Consider the following 21,957-nt stretch of genomic DNA (forward strand, 5'->3'; position numbering starts at 1 on the left):
GCTATGATTATTATAGCTATCGTCCGTTTTATCCTAGAAGTAACGGCCTTACTAGCTTTAGGGTATTGGGGTTTTGAAGCAGGGACGGAAGTGTGGCATAAGGTCTTGTTTGGGTTCACTGCTCCGATACTAATGGCAGCCTTATGGGGTACATTTATTTCTCCTAAAGCACCTAAACGTCTGCATGAAGTACCTCGGCTCATTCTAGAAATTGTCTTGTTTACTCTAGCTGCCACAGCTATGTATGTATCAGGGCTCGAATTACTTTCGGTCATCTTTATGTTAACAGCAATAGTGATTAGTATATTAATTCGAGGGTTAAAGATGACAGAATTATAGGGATCAATTGAACCCCAATCCTTATTTAGAAGGGAATGGGGTTATTAGGAAAAAAATAGTTAATGTCACCTAAGATTATAACCACGCTACAATCGCTTTAACCAAATTCCCGAATTTTTTTTATGATAAGATAAACGAACCTATAGAATTTTAATGGAGGAATGAATGCATTGTCTACTTTACCGAACTGCCCGAATTGTAACTCTGAATACACGTATCAAGATGGTAACCTCTTAGTCTGCCCTGAATGTGCACATGAATGGTCACCTCAAGATGAAAATGAAGCTCTAGAAGATGCGAAGGTTATTCGCGACTCAAATGGCAATACCTTAAAAGATGGGGATACCGTATCTGTAATAAAAGATTTGAAAGTAAAGGGAACGTCGTCGGTTGTAAAGATCGGGACAAAAGTGAAAAATATTCGTTTGGTTGACGGCGACCATGACATTGATTGCAAAATTGATGGCTTTGGGGCAATGAAGCTGAAATCAGAATTTGTAAAAAAGATCTAACTATGCTGGAGCTTAGAATTTTCTAAGCTCTTTTTTGTGGAGATATATACCAAATTACAGCTGGTTATGGTAGGTTGATAGTAAGTATGTTTGCATTAAATAATACATATATGAGGTGTTATGATGGTAGAGAATAAATGGATCAATGCACTCAATGTAAGATATCCGATTATTCAAGCGCCGATGGCAGGTGGAATTACCACTACTGAACTGATATGCGAAGCTGCAAATAATGGCTGCTTAGGGATGATAGCTGCTGGCTATTTAACACCTGAGGCCCTAGCTGCTCAAATAGATGAAGTGAAAGAAGGAACAACACATCCATTTGGGGTAAACGTGTTTGTTCCTTCTGCATTTAGAACATCTCAAAAAGAAATTGATCACACCTTGCAGCAGCTAGAGCCGATCTATCAGCAATTAAAAGTCGAGAATAGAGAAGTTACTATACCCGATTATCAGCAGCTTTTTGCTGTTTATAACGAGCATATTGAGACCATTATTCAGAAGGACGTGAAAATCTGCTCGTTTACATTTGGGTTACCGGCAAGCGATATCATTCAACGTTTAAAAGAGGAAAATATCATTCTTATTGCAACGGCTACAACGGTGAAAGAAGCAATCGCAGCTGAGAAAGCAGGAATGGATGCTGTCGTTGTTCAGGGGAGTGAAGCAGGCGGTCATCGAGGTCATTTTATGGACGGAGTAGAAGAAAGTTCGATCGGTTTAATGTCGCTTCTCCCGCAAGTCGTTGATCAAGTGAGCATCCCTGTAATAGCGGCCGGCGGAATTATGGATGGCCGCGGCTTAGCAGCAGCTCTATGTCTTGGGGCAGAGGCGGTGCAGATGGGAACGGCTTTTTTAACATGTGTGGAAAGCGGGGCACCTGCTATTCACAAAGAGGCGATTATGAGTGCAGGTGAAGATGAGGTTATTTTGACTAAGAGCTTTTCTGGCAAATGGGCAAGGGGAATTAGCAATACGTTTACACAAGAAATGAAAAAGTATCAAGACAACCTTCCTTCTTTCCCTGTACAAAATGCTCTTACACAACCGATGAGAAAAGCTGCAAGCCAAATGAATAATAAAGAATACATGTCTTTATGGTCAGGACAAAGTCCGAGATTAACGAAGAATACGACGGTAAAAACATTAATTGAGCTTACAATACAGGAAGCTGGAGAGGTAGTTTCGAACATAAATGATTAGTGAAGAGAGAGGCGGGCTTACTGAAGCTTGCTTCTCTTTTCATTTCTTTGTAATTGGAAGCCAGCTTATAGTAATTTTGTTTCATTATTTATACATAAAAAGAACCCATAAAAAACGTTTTGTTTTTTATGGGCTTAACAATTTAAGTGTTAACATTTATTGATAGATTTGACTTTTGGAATGAATCCACTCGACAAAACGAGCAAATGCTTGAGCAAATGGAAGCAGAATGACAGAGCAGATTGTATTGAAAATGACACTAGAATGAGCCAGCTGCTGCATTGTGTCATCAGTCATAGACGTCACGACCTGTACCAACAAATCCATCATTGGTAAAAAGATGATAACCCCTAATAGGTTGAGCCATATGTTTGCAAATGCCACAAGCTTTGCATGTTTACTAGCCCCGATTGTAGCAAGAAATGCAGTAATACATGTACCGATATTTGCCCCGAGCATAATCGCTATACCAGATTTTAAGGTTAGGAGATGATCACTCATAAATCCCATCGCAATAGCAGTAGTTGCTGTGCTTGATTGGACAAGACCGGTTAATGCAGCCCCTATTAAAATTCCTGTAAATGAATGATCATTTGTAAAGTGAAATAACGTGTGGACAGAGGGAAGGTTGCTTAATGGATACGCAAGCGACTCCAACCCATCCATTGCTATAAATATACATGCCAAGCCAAAGGTAAGACAACCGATGCTAAATGCTTTTTTCTTTGGAATAAATAAAGCTACAAGACCCGTTAGAAGCAAGGGAATAATAAAGTGAGAGAGATCAAGGACCAATATTTCTGTTGTAATGGTCGTCCCAATATTCGCTCCAAGAATAATTCCGATCGATTGCCTGAAGGTTAAAAGATTCGCTGCAACGAGTCCTACAGTCATCACAAGAACAGCTGAGCTGCTTTGGAGCATGGCGGTAGCCACTGTTCCAATGAGTAAGCCTTTCCATGCTTTATCTGTAAACCGGTGTACATTTCGTTGAAAAAGTTCTCCTCCAAGTGGAAGCAGCCCTGCTCGCATGATGATCATTCCAAATAGAAACAGAGCAATAAATACGGCAAAAAGAGAAAATAATTCCTTGAACAAGTGAATCACCTCTTTACCACTCTATGGACAAACATCAGGAGGCATGACTGAAAAAAAGTTTATTTAATGATTGAATGTTCAGATATTTTTAGGTATAGTAATAAATGAGATTAACTCTTGTGGATTATAGAGGGGTGGTTCTATACATAGGAGTATATTTTTTTATCTTCAACATACCGACTGGTTAGTAAGTTTGTCGAATAGCAGGGAGAGGTGTTGAATATGGACTTTTTTTTCAGTGAAAAAGTAAAGCGCTTACAACAAGAATTGACATCATTTATGGACGAACATATCTATCCGAATGAATTGTTGTTTGAAGAACAACTAAATCAATTGCCAGATAGATTTTCTGGAAATCCACAGGTTATGGAAGAGTTAAAAGCAAAAGCGAAAGAAGCTGGATTGTGGAACTTGTTTTTGCCAGACGCAAAAGAAGGAGCAGGGCTGACAAACTTAGAATATGCTCCGCTTTGTGAGATTATGGGCCGTTCATTTATCGCACCTGAGGTGTTTAATTGTAACGCCCCTGATACAGGGAATATGGAAGTTCTGGTGAGGTATGGCACAGAACAGCAGAAAGCTCTCTGGCTGAGGCCTTTGCTTGATGGTGATATCCGTTCTGCATTTGCAATGACAGAGCCTGATGTCGCTTCATCTGATGCAACCAATATTTCGATTGATATTCAATCTGATGGAGATGAATACGTTATAAACGGTCGTAAATGGTGGTCATCTGGAGCGGGAGATCCGCGCTGCAAAGTCCTTATTCTAATGGGTAAAACCAATCCCCATGCCGACAGACATAAGCAGCAGTCAATGATCATTGTTCCGATGGACACTAAAGGGGTAAAGATTAAGAGGATGCTGCCGGTCTTTGGGTATGACCATGCCCCGCATGGACACGCTGAAATTGAGTTTACAAATGTAAGAGTGCCAAAGTCTAATCTTCTTTTAGGTGAGGGGCGAGGGTTTGAAATTGCTCAAGGAAGACTAGGGCCTGGGAGGATTCACCATTGTATGAGGACAATTGGTGCAGCTGAACGAGCACTAGAATTAATGTGTGAAAGAGCTGTCAAAAGAACTCCTTTTGGCAAGCCTCTAGCAAAGCAAGGTGTCGTGGGAGAATGGATCGCAACCTCTAGGATTGAGATTGAACAGGCGAGGCTTCTGACATTAAAAGCAGCCTCGATGATGGATACAGTTGGAAATAAAGTAGCGAAAAAAGAAATTGCAATGATTAAAGTGATTGCCCCTCAAATGGCGCTCAGAGTGATTGACCGCGCCATACAAGCTTTCGGTGCAGCTGGTGTGAGCGAGGATGTTCCGCTCGCCGCGATGTATGCCAATATTCGTACGCTAAGAATTGCAGATGGGCCGGATGAAGTCCATCTAGCAGCAATTGCTAAGCAAGAGTTAAAATCGTACTTACAATCACCTATTACTGTTGGGGAGGAATAAGAGATGGATAAACGTTGGCTTGCTTTATATGAGAATAATTTAGAGGCGAAATCTACCATTGAGAAAAGAACCTTAACTGACTTATTAAACGATACAGCTAACAAACATGGAACGAATACGGCTATTACCTTTTACGGGAAAACGTGGTCGTATCAGGAGCTCCAAAAATATAGTGAAGTATTAGCAGGTGCGCTGCATCAAGATCAGTTTGATAAAGGGGATCGTCTAGCGATCATGCTGCCAAACTGTCCACATTATCTATTCTCATTATTTGGTACATTTCGCGCAGGCGGCGTGGTTGTCCAAGTAAACCCAATGTATGTTGCCAGGGAGCTTGAGTATATTTTAAATGACTCTGAAGCAACCCATATTGTGATTCTCTCAGATTTATATCCTCTGTTTAAATCAGTCCGCGATAAAGTACCAACTAAAAAAGCAGTTGTTGTTGCTCTTAAGCCGGATGCAGAGGTGGAGATTGAGGGTGATGACATCTTGTTTGATTCCTATTTGAAAGGAGCATCTGCACCGGCGCCACAACACTCTCTTGATCCTGAAGTGGACCTTGCTGTATTGCAATATACAGGGGGAACGACTGGCGTATCAAAAGGGGTTATGCTCACTCATATGAACCTCATCTCTAATACAGAGCAAACATATGACTTCATGTTTAGCGGGGATGTTAGCCCTCCTCATAATGCAAAGGTGGTTAATGTTCTGCCATTATTTCATATCTTCAGCTTGACCTGCTGTAACTTTGTCACGATCCGTCATGGAGGAAATCAGATACTCATTCCACGTTTTGACATGCCTGAAGTACTAGAGACGATTAAACGTGAAAAGCCGTTTCAATTTGGGGGCGTGCCAACGATGTATGTCGGCTTTAACCAAGTTGGGAAGTATAAAGAATTTGGTTTAGATCTAGTTGAAAGCTATGTCAGCGGGGGATCATCCTTACCAGTAGAAGCACTTGAAGCTTTTGAAGCAGGAACAGGAAGAAAGCTTTGTGAAGGGTACGGGCTCAGTGAAGCAGCACCGGTTACTCACTTTAATCCTTCGTTCCAAGAAAGAAAAGCAGGTAGTGTCGGTATACCTCTTCCAAACACAGATGCGAAAGTGGTTGCTGAAACGGATGCAGGATGGGAAGAAGTTGGCGTTGGTGAAGTGGGAGAAATGATTATCAAAGGGCCGCAAGTGATGAAGGGGTACTGGAGAAAGCCTGAAGAAACGAAGAAAACGCTGAGAGATGGCTGGCTCTTCACTGGTGATTTAGCGAAAATGGATGAAGAAGGATATTTCAGCATAGTCGACCGTAAGAAAGATATGATTCTAGCAAGCGGCTATAATGTCTACCCGCGTGAAATTGAAGAAGTCCTCTATGGGCATTCCGGGGTTCAAGAAGTCATAGTACTAGGTCTGCCGGACCCTTACAGAGGAGAAACAGTGAAAGCCTATATCACTCCTAAGCCTGATAGTACTCTAACAAGCCAGGAGATCATTGAGTTCTGCAGAAAACAAATGGCAGCATATAAAGTACCGACAGCAGTTGAATTCCGTGATGAACTGCCAAAATCAGCTGTAGGAAAGCTGTTAAAGCGAAAGCTTCGTGATGAAGAGGTAGCAAAAGTAAAAGCGGAACAGTCGTCTTAAAACGAAGGTTGAGGCTGGGGCAAAAGTATGTTTACTAATAGGACTACGAACGTTACAGATGCGGCCTATGTATCCCGCTCCTGAAATATGCTTCGCTTTTCGTGTGGAGCTGGTGAGCTTTCTCGGGCTTGGCCTTATAGGATCTCATACTTGCTCTAGTCAACGAACTGAAAAGCTTTGATACATTGGTTATAGCTTACTCGCCGCTCCTGAAATATGCTTCGCTTTCCGTGTGGAGCTGGTGAGCTTCCTCGGGCTTTTGCCCTGTGGGATCTCACCCCTGCTCTAGTACACACAGGAGTCTACGCATATTTCATCCGCTAGGTTAGTGCTTTTCCAGAAATGTAGTGGAATGATGTAGGAAGTGAGCTCAGTTCTAATGATAATTGTGTCAACTGCCGCACGGTATTTAAGGTTTAGAAGCTGCTTATAAAAATGGTAGTACTATACAACATCCTCATCAGTTGATTGGAGCGGAAGACACCGACTCCAGCGGGATGTGCGTGATTAGGGAGACCCCACAGGGCGAAAGCCCGAGGAGGCTTCTGGGCCGCCCGCAGTAAGCGAGTGTCTGCAGCGGAAATCAACAACTACTGGTGGGGGGACTATTTCAGGGGGGCTCCTTATACCTGCTATAAGATCTACGTATATTTGCTCTTCTAAATTAGTGGTTTGTTCCAATCCTAAGTTAAACACTTTATTTGTGACCTAGTCTCAGTCAAATTTAACATGAAGGTGTGAAGTGTATGAATGCATTATCTCTATTTGATTTGAAAGGAAAAACAGCAATTGTAACAGGCGGCGGTCGCGGCCTGGGTAAACAAATGGCTCATGCATTTGCTGATGCAGGAGCAAACCTAGTTTTATGCTCAAGAAAAGTAGAGGCATGCAATGAAGTGGCAGAAGAATTAAAAGCTAAAGGTGTAAACGCCATTGCCGCTGCATGTGATGTAACAAGTAAAGAAGACGTCGACCGAGTGATTAAGCAGGCAGTTGATACATTCGGCTCGATCGATATTCTTGTGAATAACAGCGGGGCAACCTGGGGAGCCCCAGCAGATGAAATGCCTCTTGAAGCGTGGAATAAAGTAATGAATGTGAATGTAACAGGCTCATTTTTAATGGCTCAAGCTGCAGGCAAAGTGATGATTAAACAACAATCAGGCAAAATCATAAATATTGCCTCGGTAGCGGGTCTAGGCGGAGCTGATCCTCGTTTTATGGATACAATCGGCTATAACACGAGTAAAGGAGCCGTTATCACTTTTACGAAGGATCTTGCAACAAAGTGGGGTCAATACGGCATTAATGTAAATGCTATAGCACCTGGTTTTTTCCCTACAAAAATGTCTAAAGGGCTCTTAGCTAAAGGGGAATCCTTTGTTATTGACCGGACTCCGCTAAAACGTCTAGGCGGTGAGCAGGATCTGCAAGGGGCTGCGTTATTTTTAGCTTCAGCAGCTTCAAACTTTGTCACTGGTGAAGTGATCGTAGTTGATGGCGGGATGCACGCGATGTAAGGGGTGAAGAGGATGAACAAAGTAGCTTTAGTAACCGGTGGGACAGGAGGAATTGGGCAAGCAACAGCTCATTGTTTTCTTAACCAAGGAATATCTGTGGTGATCGTTGATATCGATGAGGAAAAAGGAAAGGCAGCTTGTGAGGAACTAAGTGGCAGCGGGGGAGATGTTACATTTGTTCGTTGTGACGTTTCAAATGAAGAGGAAGTAAAGAATGCATGTCAAAAAGCAGCCGAAACATATGGTCAAATAGATATTTTAGTAAACAATGCCGGCATTGGCAATAACGAAACAACCTTAACGGAGATGTCACTTTTTGAATGGCAGAAAGTGATTGATGTGAACTTGACAGGTGTGTTTCTCGGGATGAAGCACTCGATTCCATTTATGAGGAAAAACGGCGGGGCAATTGTAAATGTTTCTAGTCTGTTAGGTTTTAAAGGGAAGAAATTTGTCGCGCCATATAATGCGTCTAAAGCTGGTGTCATTACGTTGACGAAGAATGCTGCTCTTGAATATGGAAGAGACCGTATTCGTGTAAATGCTGTTGCTCCTGGTGTGATTGACACATCTATTGTGGATGGATGGAGAACTCATGAAGAAAAATGGAAAATCATTAGCACAGCAAATGCATTAAAACGCGTAGGGGAAGCACAAGAGGTTGCACATGCAATTGAGTTTTTAGCTTCTGATAAAGCCTCATATATTACGGGTACAACGTTAATGGTGGATGGCGGAGGGCTGACGTATTAATCTAATCTGCTTAAGCCTTCGAAATACTGCCTAAACATAACCGGCGGCCGCTAAATTCAAAGCCAAATGATGCAAAGATTTGGTCTGGATTGTGGTATACTAAACGGATCAGTTTAGATAGATAGTGAGGCGTTTATGAATGAAAGAAAAAATTATTGAAGTTAGTATTGATTTGTTTGGCAAAAATGGTTTTACAGAAACCTCAATCCAGGATATTGTAGATGTTCTTGGTGTAACGAAAGGAACATTCTATTATTATTTTAAGAGCAAAGAAGAACTGCTGATGGAAATTCATTTGCGTTATATAGAAGATCTATTAATGAGCCAGCGTGAGATTATTGAAAAAACAAAAACCGCTGAGGCAAGATTATTCGATATGGTCTATATGTTAATGAAACACATCGAGGGACAGGGACAAAGTGCGCGAGTATTCTTCAGGGAGATGCAGCACTTAAATGAAGAACATTTAAAAGACATCTTCAAAAAACGTGATGCATTCAGATTGAATATGAATCAAGTTATTGCAGATGGAGTAGAGTCAGGAGAATTCCGGGAAGACCTTGATGTCAATATTGTCACACTGGCTATCTTAGGTGCGGTTAACTGGAGTTATCATTGGTTTGACCCTAAAGGAGCTCTTGATGAGAAAGCTGTTTCTACCATCTATATTGACTTCATGTTAAATGGCTTGAAAAAGGCGTTATAGTCCTGTATTAGGACTTTTTACGAATGTAACATACTAACTGGTTAGTATTAATGGAGGGGAGTATTACATGAACAAGTATCAAATTGAACGAATAGCAGTGATTGGAGCAGGTTCGATGGGACATCAAATTGCCATGTTATCCGCTTTAGGAGGATATGAGACCCATTTGCAGGATATCGAGCAGTCTTCGTTAGACAAAGCAAAGGAAAGTCTAGAGTTTCAAATGAGTAAATGGGTAACAAAAGATAAGATTGACGAAGCATCGCTTCAAACGGCTTTTAATCGGCTTCATTTCACAACAGACTTAAATGCAGCTGTTCGTGAGGCTGATTTTGTGATAGAGGCTGTCGTGGAAAAACTTGATGTGAAAAAAGAGCTCTTTTCAAAGCTAGACGAACTAACACCGCAGCATACCATTTTAGCAACGAACTCTTCAACCATTGTTAATTCGAAAATTGCTGAAGCTACCTCACGTCCAGAAAAAGTATGCAATATGCACTTTTTCTTCCCGCCTTTAGTGATGGACTGTGTTGAGGTAGTGAAAAGTGATCTAACGTCCGATGAGACAGCTCAGGCTGCGATGGCAGTAAGTGAAAAAATGAACCGCACGGCTGTACTCCTTCATAAAGAAATCTCAGGTTTTATAGCAAATCGGATTCTCGGTGCCTTAACAAAGGAAGCTGTGGCGTTATATGAAGAAGGATATGCAAGCTTTGAGGATATTGACCTTATTTGCAAGAAAGCATTGAATCATCCAATAGGGCCTTTTGCTCTAATGGACTTATCAGGAATTGATGTAGCGTATTTTGTGAACCAGCAACGTTATGCCGAAACGAACAACCCTGAAGATTTACCGGCAAAATGTATTGAAGAAAAAGTAAAAGCAGGAGAATTAGGAAGAAAGACAGGTAAAGGCTGGTATGACTACTCTAAAAAAGAGGTGAAGAGTTAATGGGAGCTAAAGTGAGCGTAGAAAAAGAAAAAGGATTGGCTATCGTTACAATTAATAATCCGCCTCTTAATGTGATGGATAAAGATGTGATTGCTAGTTTAAGAGATACGTTTCAACAGCTGTCGCAAGATCCTGAAACAGTCGTTGTTATTTTAACTGGGGCAGGTGATAAAGCCTTTATGGCAGGGGCAGACATTAAAGAATTTCCTCAGTTAATGGATCACCCGAACATGAAAGAACCGGTAATGGGAACACATGCTGTGCTAAATCAAATTGACTTTTTTGAAAAGCCGACCATTGCGGTTTTAAATGGTCTCACGTTTGGCGGCGGTTGTGAGCTTGCATTAACCTTTGATATTCGTATTGCAGAAGAGCATACACAAATCGGGCTGCCGGAAATTAAGTTAGGATTATTCCCGGGTGGAGGCGGAACACAGCGTTTGCCGCGCTTAATTGGAGAAGCGAAGGCGAAGGAGTTAATGTATACAGGAGAACCAATTGATGCAAAGACGGCGCAGCAGATCGGGCTGGTGAACCATGTCACAAAAAGCGGGGCAGGCTTAGAAAAAGCAGTCCAGATTGCTAAGCAAATTAGACGTCACTCTCTTCCGGCACTCTCATGTATTAAACGTGCGGTAGACGAAGGGATGGATATGAGCTTCCCGCAAGCGATCGAACATGAGGCCGACCTTTTTACGGAAGTTTTTCAAACGGAAGATATTAGAGAAGGAGTTAGTGCCTTTATTGAAAAGAGAAAACCTGAATTCAAGCATCGTTAAGGGGGGAGTGTGATGGAACAAACGAAAGTGCCTAGGACTGGGGAGGAGCTGAATTCAAGCTCCCTCTTGGCTTATCTTAAAAAGGAAGTGAAAGATCTGCCTGAAGGGGATCTCGTCATTACTCAATTTCAAGCAGGTCATTCAAACCTCACATACTTACTTCAAATAGGTGATTATGAAGCAGTACTTAGAAGACCGCCGATGGGGCCAGTTGCCAAGCGTGCTCATGATATGGCACGTGAATCAACGGTTATGGCAGCACTTGCTCCACATTTATCAATCATACCAAGACCGCTCCACTTTTGTTCAGACCCATCGATTATAGGTGCCCCGTTCTTTCTGATGGAACGAAAACAGGGCATTGTTCTTGATACAGAATTTCCTAGTGATCTAGAACCTACAAAAGAATTAGGCCATACCATCTCTACTCAAATGGTCGATCGGCTTGTAGACCTGCATGCTATAGATTACAAGAAAACCAAGCTTGTAGATTTTACTAGACCTGAGGGTTTTTTAGAAAGACAGGTTCATGGCTGGATTAAACGCTATCACCAAGCTAAAACCGATGATCATAAAGGGTTAGAAGAATTAACAGCTTATCTAGCGGACAGCATTCCAGCTTCAAAAGATACGACTGTGATCCATTACGATTATAAGCTTAACAACGCAATGTTCTCAAAAGATGGTCAACAAATGGTAGGATTATTTGATTGGGAAATGACGACCGTCGGGGATCCGCTTTGTGATGTGGGTGTTGCTTTAAGTTACTGGATTGAGTCTAATGATCCTGACCTTTTAAAGCGAGGCTTCGGTAAACCTCCTGTTACAGTTAATGATGGATTTTTAACGAGGAGGGACTGGGTTAGCGAGTATGCAAAAAAGAGCGGAAGAGAAGTAGAGAATATTGAATATTACTTAACATTTGCTTACTTTAAATTGGCTGTAATTGCCCAGCAGATTTACTATCGTTATCACAAAGGGCAAACGAATGATAAGCGCTTCCAACACTTTAATCATACGGTGCAAGCTCTTATTCTTCATGGAAGGCATACGGCTAGTACTAAATTGTAATCGGGTTGAATCAGAAGGAGTGTTGATGGGTGACACATATACATGTGCTTCTAAAAAAAGAAGAGATTGAACCAGATAAATTAAAAGGAGAGGCAGTCATCGTTTTAGATGTTCTGCTGGCTACTTCTACAATTGCTTTAGCTTTATCTTACGGGGCCAAAGCTGTCATTCCGGTTTTAAGTGATATAGACGCTCATAGACTCTCAGCTCAGTATCACCCAGATGAATTTGTGCTGGTCGGTGAGAAAGAAGGAAGGGTGATTGACGGTTTTCTACCGCCCAATCCATCTCTATTAAAAAGTTATGTAAAAGATAAAATAGTCATCTTAGCGACGACCAATGGAACGGTTGCATTGAACAGGTCGATTGGAGCAGAAATTATTTACCCGGCTTGCTTACGGAACGGCGAAGCAGTTACGAGAGACGTTGTTTCACATCTTAAGCCCGGGCAAAAAATTATCATTGTTTGCTCTGGTTCTTCTAATCAATTTTGTCTTGAAGATTTTTACGGTGCGGGTTACCTCATTTCTTGTTTAAGAGATCAGCTTCGGGGTCCATTCACTATAAATGATGCTGGTCTGGCAGCAGAAGTTTTATTCCATAGTAATGCTGGAGCATACGACCTTCTCATCCAATCAGCAGTCGGTGAATTTATTTTAAGTCACGGATTTGAAGAAGATGTGATAGAGGTTGTGGAACTAGGAGTAGATCATGTTGTACCTATTTATCAGAATAAACAGATTACTAAGAAGGGAGCTGTTCGCAGTGGAACAAACAAAGCGTAAGTTAAAAGGCGGGCGCTTTTTAGTAGAGAGTATGAAAGTGGAGGATCTTTTTACACCTGAAGATCTAAATGAAGAACAAAAAATGATTGCTGAGACGGCTAGACAATTTATTGAAAGAGAAGTAGCACCTTACCGTGAGGAGATTGAAAATCAAGACTTTGAAAAGATTGTCCAGCTTTTGAAAAAAGCAGGATCGCTTGGGCTTCTAGCACATAGCATTCCTGAAGCGTACGGAGGGCTTGGTTTAGATAAAGTCAGTAAAGGAATCGTTGGCGAAGAGATCGGCGGGTCAAGCGGCTACGGTGTTGCCCATTCGAATCATACATGCATTGCTACCCTGCCAATTACCTACTTTGGAAATGAAAGGCAGAAGAATAAGTACTTGCCTAAGCTTGCCTCAGGTGACTATTTAGGGGCTTATTGTTTAACGGAGCCTTCATCAGGCTCAGACGCTCTCGCAGCCAAAACAACAGCAGTTCTTAATCAGGAAAAAACTCATTATATCTTAAACGGAACGAAGCTTTATATAACGAATGCGGTGTTCTCGGATACGTTTATTGTGTATGCAAAAGTAAACGGGGATCAATTTACCGCCTTTATTTTAGAAAAAGATTTCAAAGGGCTCACCTTAGGTCCAGAAGAGCAAAAGATGGGGATTAAAGGGTCTTCTACTCGAAGCGTCATTTTAGAAGATTGCGAGGTTCCGGTTGAAAATGTGCTCGGTGAAGTTGGGAAGGGGCACGTGATTGCCTTTAATGTCTTGAACTTAGGGCGGTTTAATTTAGGGTCTGCCTGCATGGGTGCTGCTAAAGGTGCCCTAAAGCTTGCTATAGAGCATACAAACGAACGCAAGCAATTTAAAAAGCGCATCAGCGAATTTGGAATTACGAAAGAGAAAGTAGCTTTAATGGCTGCACGAATCTTTGCCGCAGAATCGCTTCAATACCGAACGGCTGACCTGCTAGAAGGCGCATTAGGTGAAATAGATGATACGCATTCTGTCGGTGAAGTTGGAAAAAGGATGATGGAATACGCGCTCGAATGTGCAATTTGTAAAGTTTATGGCTCAGAAACACTTGATTATGTTGTAGACGAATCTCTTCAGCTGCATGGCGGGGCAGGCTTTATAAAAGAATACCCGATTGAGCAGATGTATCGCGACTCTCGTATTAACCGCATCTTTGAAGGGACCAATGAGATTAACCGACTGCTTGTTCCCGGGCTTTTCTTGAAAAAAGGAACGAAAGGAGAACTGCCTGTTCAACAAGCAATAAATCAGGCGATCGATCGTTTGAAGAAGGGGAAGCAAGAATCCTATTCAGGAATTTTAAGCAATGAGCGAGGAGTTGTTGATTCCTTGCGTACGGTTTACTTAGCTTTAGCTGGCCTTTCGTATCAGCAATTTGGTAAAGAGCTTGAGTCTGAGCAGGAAATTTTAATCAAGCTTGCAGACATTGGAATTGAGCTCTATGCCTCTGAATCAGCTGTACTAAGGGCAATTAAAAGTGAAAATGACCTTCAAGTTCAGCTTGCTACAACAGTACTAGAGTCTTCTGTCAGCCGGGTTAGAACGGCTTGTGATGAATTAGTAAATGGGATGACGGCATCAAAAGAAGTAGAAGGAATAAGGAAATTAATGAATCAGCTATTTAATGAGATTACATTCCTTGATCGAGTAGCTAGAAATCGTTCTATTGCAAGTTCTGTTAATGAAAGTGGACGTTATATTCGTTTAGGATCTTAACCCATTACAAAAGGATGTGTGCCGATTGCAGCGTTTTCTAAATCAGATTGTACTCATATCCGGTGCAGGAAGCGGGATCGGGAAGGCTTCTGCTATTCAACTGGCAAGTGAAGGGGCAGTGGTCATCCTAGTCGGGCGCCGGAGAGAAAAATTAGAAGAGACAGCAGGTGAGATGAACAATCAACTACGTGAAGGCTGTGCGTATGTATACACTTGTGACGTCACGGTAGAAGAAGAAGTGGAATTATTAGCTGATTATGTGGAATCTAATTTTGAGAAACTTGATGTGTTAATCAATAATGCCGGAACCTCTCAAGGCGGGGCGATTCTTTCTCTCGAAGAAGAGGATTGGAATCATGTCCAAACAACAAATGTAACAAGTGTGTTCTTGATGTCGAAGCATTTAGGTAAATTAATGATTAAATCAGAATCCGAGAATAAAGCGATCGTTAATATTGCTTCACTTTCAGGTCATAAAGCAGGGGCAAAGATTCCAAGCTACAGTACTGCCAAGGCTGCCGTTATTCATTTAACAAAATCACTTGCAGGAGAACTTGCGCCGCATAATGTGCGTGTCAACTCTGTTTCTCCAGGCTTTGTTGAAACCCCAATGACAGAAGATGGTTTAAAAAATCCGGCGTTTACTCAAGCGATTGAGAGACACACGTTGCTTGGTCGTGTCGGCAGGCCCGAGGAAGTCGCCAAAACGATTGCATTTGCAGCGTCAAGTGATGCAAGCTATATCACCGGTACGGATTTATTAATAGATGGCGGCTGGTTAACCGTTTAATAAAGGAGATGAGGGCATGAGTGTAGAAAGCAAAAAGAGTGTAAAAGAATACAAGGACCTTCTCGTAAAACAAGAAAGCGGGGTATTGGAGATTACATTAGACCGGCCGAATGCCTTGAATGCATTTAGCCCGGAAATGATTCTAGGCATCGAAGAAGCTCTCCTAAATGCAGAGAGGGACCAAGAGGTAAAAGTAATCGTGCTGCGCGGAAGTGGCCGTGCTTTTAGTGCTGGCGGTGATGTGAAGACGATGGGAGAGGCAGCACCGGTTGACGTGTATAACCATATCGGCCATTTAAATGAGCTGATTAAGCAGATGAGATCACTTGAGAAGCCGATTATCGCCGCAGTACATGGTTTTGCTGCCGGAGCTGGATTTAATTTGGCTCTTGCCTGCGATTTGATTGTTGCAGCAGAAGATACTTCATTCATCTTAAGCTTTGCACAAGTCGGTCTCGTTTCAGATGGCGGGGGGCATTACTTCCTTCCAAAATCTTTATCACCGTATCAAGCGAAAGAGCTCTTGTTTAGGGCCGAACCGCTCAATGCAAAAACAGCCCAGCAATGGGGCTTGGTTAATCATGTCTATCCTTTGGCTGAAATGGAGGAGAAGGTTCGTGAATATGCACTATCTTTCACGCAGCGTCCTACAAAAGCGATTGGTTTAATGAAAAAGCTAACCAACCTGGCTGATACGACCTCCTTAACGGATGTACTTGAGGCAGAACGAACAACACAAGCGATGATGGTCACCACACATGACCACCAAGAAGGTGTTGCAGCTTTTATAGAAAAACGCAGACCCAAATTTAAAGGGAAATAAGGGAGGAAAAATGATGAAAGCTATTCAATTTACAACCTACGGCGGACCAGAAGTATTAAAGATGGTTGAACTAGATAAGCCTAACCCAGAAGCAAACGAAGTAATCATAAAAATAGAAGCAATTGGTGTGAATTATGCAGACACAGCAAGACGTGAAGGGCAATATGTGGTACCTACTCCACTCCCGTTCGTTCCCGGTGCAGAGGTCGCTGGTATTGTTGATGAAGTTGGCAGTGATGTCAGTACGGTTAAAGCAGGAGATCGAGTCGTAACCCTATTGGGATCAAAAAAAGCGACAGGTTATGCTGAATATTCGATTGCGGATGAACGTGGATTAATGCCGATTCCTGAGGGAGTCAGCTTTGAACAAGCAGTGGCTCTTCCGCTGCAGGGGTTAAGTGCCTACCATATTTTAAAAACTATGGGGCAGCTTGAAGAAGGTGATACGGTGCTCGTTCATGCAGCAGCCGGCGGTGTAGGAACGATCGCTGTTCAACTTGCAAAGTTAATGGGTGCAGGAAAAGTCATCGCTACAGCCAGCTCGAAAGAAAAACTTGAACTTGCTCGTGAGCTTGGAGCAGATGTACTTGTAAATTACACCGAGGATAATTGGTATGAACAAGTCCTTGAGGCTACGAACGGAAGGGGAGTTAATGTAGCCCTTGAGATGGCAGGCGGCCGGGTATTTATTGATACCCTTAAATGCTTAGCGACCTTTGGAAGATTAGTTGTCTACGGAGTTGCAAGCGGAGAGCAAAGTCCTTTTAACCCATCTTCCTTAATGGCCCGTAACCAATCTGTCATTGGCTTTTTCTTACCACAAATTATGAGAAAGCCAAGACTCTTGCAATCAAGCATGAAAGAGCTATTAGACTATGTAGGAAGCGGACAGTTAAAGCTTCAAATTGGTGGTACGTATGCGCTTGATGAAGCGGCAAAGGTTCACCAGTTAATGCAAGGAAGAAAGACGACAGGGAAATTAATCTTAAAGCCATAACATCTTGAGAGAGCCAGACGAATGAGAATGAGTCTGGCTTTTTTTTGGAATAGTTCTTTGGACACAGGCATACATCACTAATATAAATACTATCTAGTCAGTATGTTGCGGGCATAGATTATGTTGAGGGGGAGTAGTGGTGGATCTTTTTTTTCAGCAGATTTTAAACGGACTCACTATTGGAAGCGTTTACAGTCTGGTTGCATTAGGATTGACGCTAGTTTTTGGAATATTGCATGTACCTAATTTTGCCCACGGCGCACTTTATATGGTAGGAGCCTACATTGCTTTGACCGTCATGACAGCACTTGGGGTGCATTACTGGATTGGTTTAATTATTGCCGTCATTGTGATCGCTTTGTTATCTGTTTTAATGGAGCGTCTTGTATTTAGTCGTCTGGATTCGAAAGACCCTTTACCAATTATGATTGCTTCCATCGGTATTCTGTTTTTCCTTGAATCTTTCGCTCAATATATGTGGGGAAGCCAGTACCAGCGAATGGTTACACCGTATGGGGATACGATTCAGATCTTCGGCCTAACTGTTACGATGCAGCGTTTATTGGTCATCATAGCTGCTGTGGCCCTAATGTATGCTCTCCATCTGTTCTTAACAAAAACGATGACTGGAGCAGCGATTATCGCTATGTCACAAAGTAAAAATGGTGCTTTTCTTGTTGGAATTAATGCCACACGGGTATCGATGTTAACCTTTGCGATTGCAGGCGGTTTAGCTGCTGCCGCAGCAACTCTTGCAGCTCCAATTAATCTAGTCTTTCCAAGTATGGGGAACTTGGTGATCATGAAGGCGTTCGTCATTATTATTATTGGCGGAATGGGCAGCATACCAGGCGCAATTATTGGAGGTTATATTCTAGGTATGGCCGAGAGTCTCGGGGCAACGTATATATCTGGAGATTACAAAGATTTAATTGCTTTCGTTCTTCTTGTGTTGATCTTAACGATGAAGCCAAACGGGTTATTTGCAAAGGGGGTTAAGTGATTTGAAGATGACTAAAAAAACGTATCTCTTGCTTGCCTTGCTCGTGGCTGCTCTGCTGTTTCCTATTCTAGTACCCAATCAATATTATCTTCAAATTTTAATTCTCGTCTTTATCTGGACGATTGCCGTCTACGGGTTAAATACAATTACCGGACTCACGGGCCAGCTCTCTTTAGCACATGCAGGTTTTTTCGCAATTGGTGCCTACAGTCTTGGGTTATTAACGATTAATGCTGGTATTCCCTTTTGGGCAGCCTTCGTTTTAGCGATTGTCATTACTACAATCATCAGCTTTTTTATCGGGATAGTGGCGCTTAGAACAAAATCACACTTTTTTGCGATTTATACCATGTCAGTTGGCTTTCTAATTTACTTAATTATTTACAAATCGGAGCTGACTGGCGGGGTTCGCGGGCTGATCGGCATACCGAATCCAGCACCTATTGGACCACTTACCTTTGAATCCATCCAGTCTTACTACTATTTGATGCTATTCTTCCTTCTATTGACCATTTTCTTTATGTATCGTTTATTCCATTCATTGTTAGGTAAAACGTTTATTGCAATCCGTAACAGCGAAGAGCTTGCTGAAACATTAGGGATTTCTGTAATGAAAAATAAGCTTCTTGCTTTTGTCATATCAGCAGGGCTTGCTAGTTTATCAGGAGCTCTTTATGCCTCTTATGTCAGGTTTTTAGGTCCGCAAATGGCTGATATTCACGTGGCATTTGAGATATTGCTTTATCTCCTGGTAGGCGGGATAGGGACTCTCGCCGGGCCGCTGATTGGAACTTTTATCGTCGTAGTGCTTACTCAAATGCTTCAATTTTTAGAGGAGTTTCGAATGCTCGTATTTGGTCCGATTGTCGTACTCCTAATTTTATTTTATCCACGTGGAATTGTTGGGGGCTATTTAATGTGGCGTGCTAAACGAGCTAAGAAACAAAAGGTGGCAGAGGCGAGTTCAACGAAAGGAGAGAATGGGAATGCTGTTAACCATTAATCAGCTTACGAAGCAATTTGGGGGGCTTTCTGCAGTCAATGACGTTAGTGCTGTAATTGAAGAAAGTAAAATAACAGCCATTATTGGTCCAAATGGAGCTGGGAAATCCACATTCTTCAATTTAATTAGCGGGTTTCACCAACCGACTTCAGGTAGGGTAGAGCTTTCAGGTCAGGATATTACCAACATGCGAGCTGAACATGTGGCGAGGCTAGGGGTAGGACGGACGTTTCAAACGACCCATCTATTTGAACAAGCAACCGTATTAGATAATGTAATGATTGGCCATCGGCTCAGAACAAAAGCTGGATTGTTTGATGCAATCTTCAGGACAAAGCGCGAGAGGGATGAGAAGAAAAAATGTCTCGATAAGGCGCTTGAAGCACTAGAATTTGTTGGCTTAACATCGCTTGCGTACGAACAGGCTCACTCCATTACTCAGGAGCAGCAAAAGAGAGTTGCCTTTGCACTCGCTCTTGCAACCGATCCAAAACTCGTATTACTAGACGAGCCGGCAGCTGGAGTCAATCCAGACGAGACAGAGGGTCTTAGTGAAGTGATGAAGAAAATGGTGAAGCATGGAAAGACAGTTTGCTTAATTGAGCATAAAATGCCGATGGTCATGTCCCTTGCTGACCATATCTTAGTTCTCAATCACGGAGAATTAATCGCAGATGGCACACCAAAAGACATTCAAAAAAATGAGCGTGTGATTGAAGCCTATCTAGGAGGGAATTCGAATGCTAGTGCTTAAAGACCTTAGCGTTTCACATGGTCAAGAAGACGTTCTTCGTTCAGTGAACCTGACGGTAGAAGAAGGAGAACTCGTCGTTCTGCTTGGGGCGAACGGCGCTGGAAAAAGCACCCTTTTTCATACGCTCAGCGGATTAGTGAGGCCAACTAGCGGTGAGTTGTCTTTTAAGGGAAATTCATTGAAAGGCCGTTCCCCTAGTCAAATTGTAAGGGATGGCATTGTCCAGTGTGCCGAAGGACGAATGCTTTTTGCTCAGATGAGTGTCCATGATAATTTGAAAATGGGTGCCTTTACGTATAAACGAAATAAAAAAGAGCTAATGAGACAGCTTGATTATGTGTATACTCTTTTCCCTGACTTGGCTGGGAAACGTCATTCTCCTGCGGGCAGTTTATCAGGAGGGCAGCAGCAAATGGTCGCTATCGGTCGCGCGCTGATGGCTAAACCAAAGCTTCTACTACTAGATGAGCCATCACTAGGTCTTGCTCCTTTAATCGTTGAACAAATGTTTTCTATTATAAAAGAGATTAACAAAGAAGGTGTCACAGTCCTTCTTGCCGAGCAAAACGCCTATGCTGCACTTTCTGTATCAACAAGGGGGTACGTGCTAGAAGGCGGCCGCTTAAATGTGGAGGGAACAAAAGAGGAGCTACTTCAAAATGAAGAAATTCGCAAGGCATACATCGGTGCCTAGGATTTCGATAGATATCAAAAAAATGGGGGAATGAAAAATGAAGAAACAGTGGCTGATCTCAGGTGCAGTGGTGTTGTCTATGCTCTTAGGTGCATGTGCTAGCGGAACGACAGGAGGAGAAAGCGGGGAGGGCTCAAGTGAAGGGGAAGAACAGGTTCCTGAAGTAAGCGCAGGAGAAGAGATTATTAACATTGGCTACACTGGTCCTTTAAGCGGGCCTGCTGCCTTTTACGGGGAAAATACGGTAAGCGGAGTAAGGATGGCAGCTGATGAGATCAACGAGGCTGGGGGCTTTGAAGTAGGCGGGACCACATACAAATTAAATATCGTGACTTATGATGATCAGTACTTACCTAACGAAGCGGCCACAAATGCGAGGCGCCTCGTACAAGAGCATAATACTCCGGTTGTTTTCATTCCACATAGCGGCGGAGTTTTTGCAACACAAGTGTTTAATGAACAGGAAGACTTTATGATTGCCGCTTACACAAGCGAGCCTGAAATTCTTAATCAAGGGAATGAATTAACGTTGCGTATCCCCCCGGCGTATGATCAGTACCCAGAACCTTTTGTAAAATATCAACAAGAACGTTTTGGAACAAGGCTTGCACTTCTCCCTACTGCCACACAGTACGGCAAAGATTGGACAGAGGAGCTGGTGCCGGTTTGGGAAGAATTTGGCGGTGAAGTTGTATATGACGGTGAAGTTGATTTCGGGAAGGATACAGACTTCTTCCCAATAGTTACAAATGCTCTTAATCAAAATCCAGACGTCATTTTTGTCGGCGGGCCATCTGAACCAACTGCACTTCTTATGAAGGCAGCACGGGATCTTGGGTTTGAAGGCGGGTTTATGGTGATGGATCAGGCTAAATTTGAAGAAATGGACGGTGTGCTTGGTAACTTCGATGACATTGAAGGAGCGATTGGTATGCTTCCAATTATAAGCAGCGATGCCCCTGGAGCTGAAAGTTTTATTACTTCTTTTGAAAATGAGTTAGGACGTGTACCTACTGCTGAATCAGCATTTAACTACCAGGCTATGTATGTGCTTGTTGAAGCAATGAAATTAGCTGAGACAGTCGAAGATCCGCAAGCGATCATGGCTCAAATGGATGCAGGAGTTAAAGCTTTGTCTGATGATAAATTTGTGTGGCATTTGACGGGTGTAGAAAATAACGGGTTTGATTGGATGGCTTCGATTGCGGCTATTGAAGATGGAGAGATTGTGCTGATAGAAGAATAAACCTAATAAAAGAATTAATCTAATAGAAGAATAAATCCGATAGAAATCAATCTGATAAATAGAACCGACTCCATTTG

At 42.4% G+C, this 21,957-nt stretch carries 22 protein-coding genes; 21 read left to right on the forward strand and 1 reads right to left on the reverse strand.

The features are described from left to right. The first annotated feature begins 3 nt into the window (after positions 1–3). The 3 genes from PQ478_RS05650 to PQ478_RS05660 all read left to right on the forward strand — a co-directional run bounded on the left by PQ478_RS05650 (position 4) and on the right by PQ478_RS05660 (position 2,057). Entirely contained in the window at positions 4–339 is a 336-nt protein-coding gene (locus PQ478_RS05650; RefSeq protein ID WP_289236113.1) for a YrdB family protein, read from the forward strand. A gap of 170 nt (positions 340–509) precedes the next feature. Next, positions 510–851 carry a zinc ribbon domain-containing protein YjdM gene (locus PQ478_RS05655; RefSeq protein ID WP_289236114.1) on the forward strand — a complete coding sequence of 114 codons (342 nt, stop codon included), beginning with the start codon at positions 510–512 and terminating at the stop codon, positions 849–851. Positions 852–974: 123 nt separating this feature from the next. Further along, positions 975–2,057 (forward strand): NAD(P)H-dependent flavin oxidoreductase, encoded by a 1,083-nt coding sequence (locus PQ478_RS05660; protein ID WP_289236939.1) that lies wholly within the window; start codon positions 975–977, stop codon positions 2,055–2,057. A 156-nt stretch (positions 2,058–2,213) separates the two neighbouring features. On the opposite strand, the gene PQ478_RS05665 is transcribed toward PQ478_RS05660, so the two are convergent. Beyond that, a complete protein-coding gene (locus PQ478_RS05665; RefSeq protein ID WP_327870253.1) occupies positions 2,214–3,164 on the reverse strand; it encodes a Na/Pi symporter in 951 nt (316 codons plus the stop codon). Positions 3,165–3,377: 213 nt separating this feature from the next. Here PQ478_RS05665 and PQ478_RS05670 point away from each other — a divergent pair, with 213 nt between their 5' ends. From PQ478_RS05670 to PQ478_RS05755, 18 genes are all read left to right on the forward strand, one after another. Further along, positions 3,378–4,613 (forward strand): acyl-CoA dehydrogenase, encoded by a 1,236-nt coding sequence (locus PQ478_RS05670; RefSeq protein WP_289236116.1) that lies wholly within the window; start codon positions 3,378–3,380, stop codon positions 4,611–4,613. Positions 4,614–4,616: 3 nt separating this feature from the next. Further along, positions 4,617–6,260 carry a long-chain-fatty-acid--CoA ligase gene (locus tag PQ478_RS05675; RefSeq protein ID WP_289236117.1) on the forward strand — a complete coding sequence of 548 codons (1,644 nt, stop codon included), beginning with the start codon at positions 4,617–4,619 and terminating at the stop codon, positions 6,258–6,260. A 746-nt stretch (positions 6,261–7,006) separates the two neighbouring features. After that, a complete protein-coding gene (locus PQ478_RS05680; protein WP_012958122.1) occupies positions 7,007–7,780 on the forward strand; it encodes an SDR family oxidoreductase in 774 nt (257 codons plus the stop codon). Positions 7,781–7,792: 12 nt separating this feature from the next. Beyond that, entirely contained in the window at positions 7,793–8,533 is a 741-nt protein-coding gene (locus PQ478_RS05685; RefSeq protein ID WP_289236118.1) for an SDR family NAD(P)-dependent oxidoreductase, read from the forward strand. 139 nt (positions 8,534–8,672) lie between these two features. Next, a complete protein-coding gene (locus PQ478_RS05690; RefSeq protein ID WP_289236119.1) occupies positions 8,673–9,239 on the forward strand; it encodes a TetR/AcrR family transcriptional regulator in 567 nt (188 codons plus the stop codon). A 67-nt stretch (positions 9,240–9,306) separates the two neighbouring features. Beyond that, complete coding sequence (locus tag PQ478_RS05695) at positions 9,307–10,191, forward strand: 3-hydroxyacyl-CoA dehydrogenase family protein (protein WP_289236120.1); 885 nt, start codon at positions 9,307–9,309, stop codon at positions 10,189–10,191. Beyond that, entirely contained in the window at positions 10,191–10,970 is a 780-nt protein-coding gene (locus tag PQ478_RS05700; RefSeq protein WP_289236121.1) for an enoyl-CoA hydratase, read from the forward strand. Before PQ478_RS05695 ends, PQ478_RS05700 begins: the two co-directional genes overlap by 1 nt. 12 nt (positions 10,971–10,982) lie before the next feature. Continuing rightward, positions 10,983–12,041: a phosphotransferase family protein gene (locus PQ478_RS05705; RefSeq protein ID WP_289236122.1), complete on the forward strand. Its 1,059-nt coding sequence runs from the start codon at positions 10,983–10,985 to the stop codon at positions 12,039–12,041. A 29-nt stretch (positions 12,042–12,070) separates the two neighbouring features. Next, on the forward strand, positions 12,071–12,826 hold the full coding sequence (locus PQ478_RS05710; protein WP_289236123.1) for a 2-phosphosulfolactate phosphatase: 756 nt from the start codon (positions 12,071–12,073) through the stop codon (positions 12,824–12,826). Beyond that, positions 12,807–14,570 (forward strand): acyl-CoA dehydrogenase FadE, encoded by a 1,764-nt coding sequence (locus PQ478_RS05715; protein ID WP_289236124.1) that lies wholly within the window; start codon positions 12,807–12,809, stop codon positions 14,568–14,570. The genes PQ478_RS05710 and PQ478_RS05715 overlap by 20 nt, the downstream gene beginning before the upstream one ends. A gap of 25 nt (positions 14,571–14,595) precedes the next feature. Beyond that, positions 14,596–15,360 (forward strand): SDR family NAD(P)-dependent oxidoreductase, encoded by a 765-nt coding sequence (locus PQ478_RS05720; protein WP_075683675.1) that lies wholly within the window; start codon positions 14,596–14,598, stop codon positions 15,358–15,360. 16 nt (positions 15,361–15,376) lie between these two features. Next, positions 15,377–16,183, forward strand: a complete 807-nt coding sequence (locus tag PQ478_RS05725) for an enoyl-CoA hydratase/isomerase family protein (RefSeq protein ID WP_289236125.1) — start codon at positions 15,377–15,379, stop codon at positions 16,181–16,183. 13 nt (positions 16,184–16,196) lie between these two features. Next, positions 16,197–17,180 carry a quinone oxidoreductase family protein gene (locus tag PQ478_RS05730; RefSeq protein ID WP_075683677.1) on the forward strand — a complete coding sequence of 328 codons (984 nt, stop codon included), beginning with the start codon at positions 16,197–16,199 and terminating at the stop codon, positions 17,178–17,180. A 139-nt stretch (positions 17,181–17,319) separates the two neighbouring features. Next, positions 17,320–18,183 (forward strand): branched-chain amino acid ABC transporter permease, encoded by an 864-nt coding sequence (locus PQ478_RS05735; protein WP_012958133.1) that lies wholly within the window; start codon positions 17,320–17,322, stop codon positions 18,181–18,183. 7 nt (positions 18,184–18,190) lie between these two features. Continuing rightward, positions 18,191–19,186 (forward strand): branched-chain amino acid ABC transporter permease, encoded by a 996-nt coding sequence (locus PQ478_RS05740; RefSeq protein WP_238457437.1) that lies wholly within the window; start codon positions 18,191–18,193, stop codon positions 19,184–19,186. After that, on the forward strand, positions 19,170–19,940 hold the full coding sequence (locus tag PQ478_RS05745; protein WP_289236126.1) for an ABC transporter ATP-binding protein: 771 nt from the start codon (positions 19,170–19,172) through the stop codon (positions 19,938–19,940). Before PQ478_RS05740 ends, PQ478_RS05745 begins: the two co-directional genes overlap by 17 nt. Then, the gene (locus PQ478_RS05750) at positions 19,927–20,634 is read left to right on the forward strand and encodes an ABC transporter ATP-binding protein (protein ID WP_075683680.1); all 708 of its coding nucleotides are present in this window, start codon (positions 19,927–19,929) and stop codon (positions 20,632–20,634) included. The genes PQ478_RS05745 and PQ478_RS05750 overlap by 14 nt, the downstream gene beginning before the upstream one ends. A 37-nt stretch (positions 20,635–20,671) precedes the next feature. Continuing rightward, on the forward strand, positions 20,672–21,880 hold the full coding sequence (locus PQ478_RS05755; RefSeq protein WP_289236127.1) for an ABC transporter substrate-binding protein: 1,209 nt from the start codon (positions 20,672–20,674) through the stop codon (positions 21,878–21,880). The last annotated feature ends 77 nt before the right edge of the window (positions 21,881–21,957 follow it).

Origin of the sequence: Alkalihalophilus pseudofirmus (genome assembly GCF_029094545.1) — a bacterium.
GTDB lineage: Bacteria > Bacillota > Bacilli > Bacillales > Bacillaceae_D > Alkalihalophilus > Alkalihalophilus pseudofirmus.

Coding starts and splice junctions, on each gene's coding strand:
- PQ478_RS05705 (WP_289236122.1), top strand. CDS start 10,983: ATGGAACAAACGAAAGTGCCTAGGACTGGGGAGGAGCTGAATTCAAGC.
- PQ478_RS05740 (WP_238457437.1), top strand. CDS start 18,191: ATGACTAAAAAAACGTATCTCTTGCTTGCCTTGCTCGTGGCTGCTCTG.
- PQ478_RS05725 (WP_289236125.1), top strand. CDS start 15,377: ATGAGTGTAGAAAGCAAAAAGAGTGTAAAAGAATACAAGGACCTTCTC.
- PQ478_RS05700 (WP_289236121.1), top strand. CDS start 10,191: ATGGGAGCTAAAGTGAGCGTAGAAAAAGAAAAAGGATTGGCTATCGTT.
- PQ478_RS05750 (WP_075683680.1), top strand. CDS start 19,927: ATGCTAGTGCTTAAAGACCTTAGCGTTTCACATGGTCAAGAAGACGTT.
- PQ478_RS05685 (WP_289236118.1), top strand. CDS start 7,793: ATGAACAAAGTAGCTTTAGTAACCGGTGGGACAGGAGGAATTGGGCAA.
- PQ478_RS05650 (WP_289236113.1), top strand. CDS start 4: ATGATTATTATAGCTATCGTCCGTTTTATCCTAGAAGTAACGGCCTTA.
- PQ478_RS05660 (WP_289236939.1), top strand. CDS start 975: ATGGTAGAGAATAAATGGATCAATGCACTCAATGTAAGATATCCGATT.
- PQ478_RS05680 (WP_012958122.1), top strand. CDS start 7,007: ATGAATGCATTATCTCTATTTGATTTGAAAGGAAAAACAGCAATTGTA.
- PQ478_RS05745 (WP_289236126.1), top strand. CDS start 19,170: ATGCTGTTAACCATTAATCAGCTTACGAAGCAATTTGGGGGGCTTTCT.
- PQ478_RS05755 (WP_289236127.1), top strand. CDS start 20,672: ATGAAGAAACAGTGGCTGATCTCAGGTGCAGTGGTGTTGTCTATGCTC.
- PQ478_RS05670 (WP_289236116.1), top strand. CDS start 3,378: ATGGACTTTTTTTTCAGTGAAAAAGTAAAGCGCTTACAACAAGAATTG.
- PQ478_RS05690 (WP_289236119.1), top strand. CDS start 8,673: ATGAAAGAAAAAATTATTGAAGTTAGTATTGATTTGTTTGGCAAAAAT.
- PQ478_RS05730 (WP_075683677.1), top strand. CDS start 16,197: ATGAAAGCTATTCAATTTACAACCTACGGCGGACCAGAAGTATTAAAG.
- PQ478_RS05675 (WP_289236117.1), top strand. CDS start 4,617: ATGGATAAACGTTGGCTTGCTTTATATGAGAATAATTTAGAGGCGAAA.
- PQ478_RS05695 (WP_289236120.1), top strand. CDS start 9,307: ATGAACAAGTATCAAATTGAACGAATAGCAGTGATTGGAGCAGGTTCG.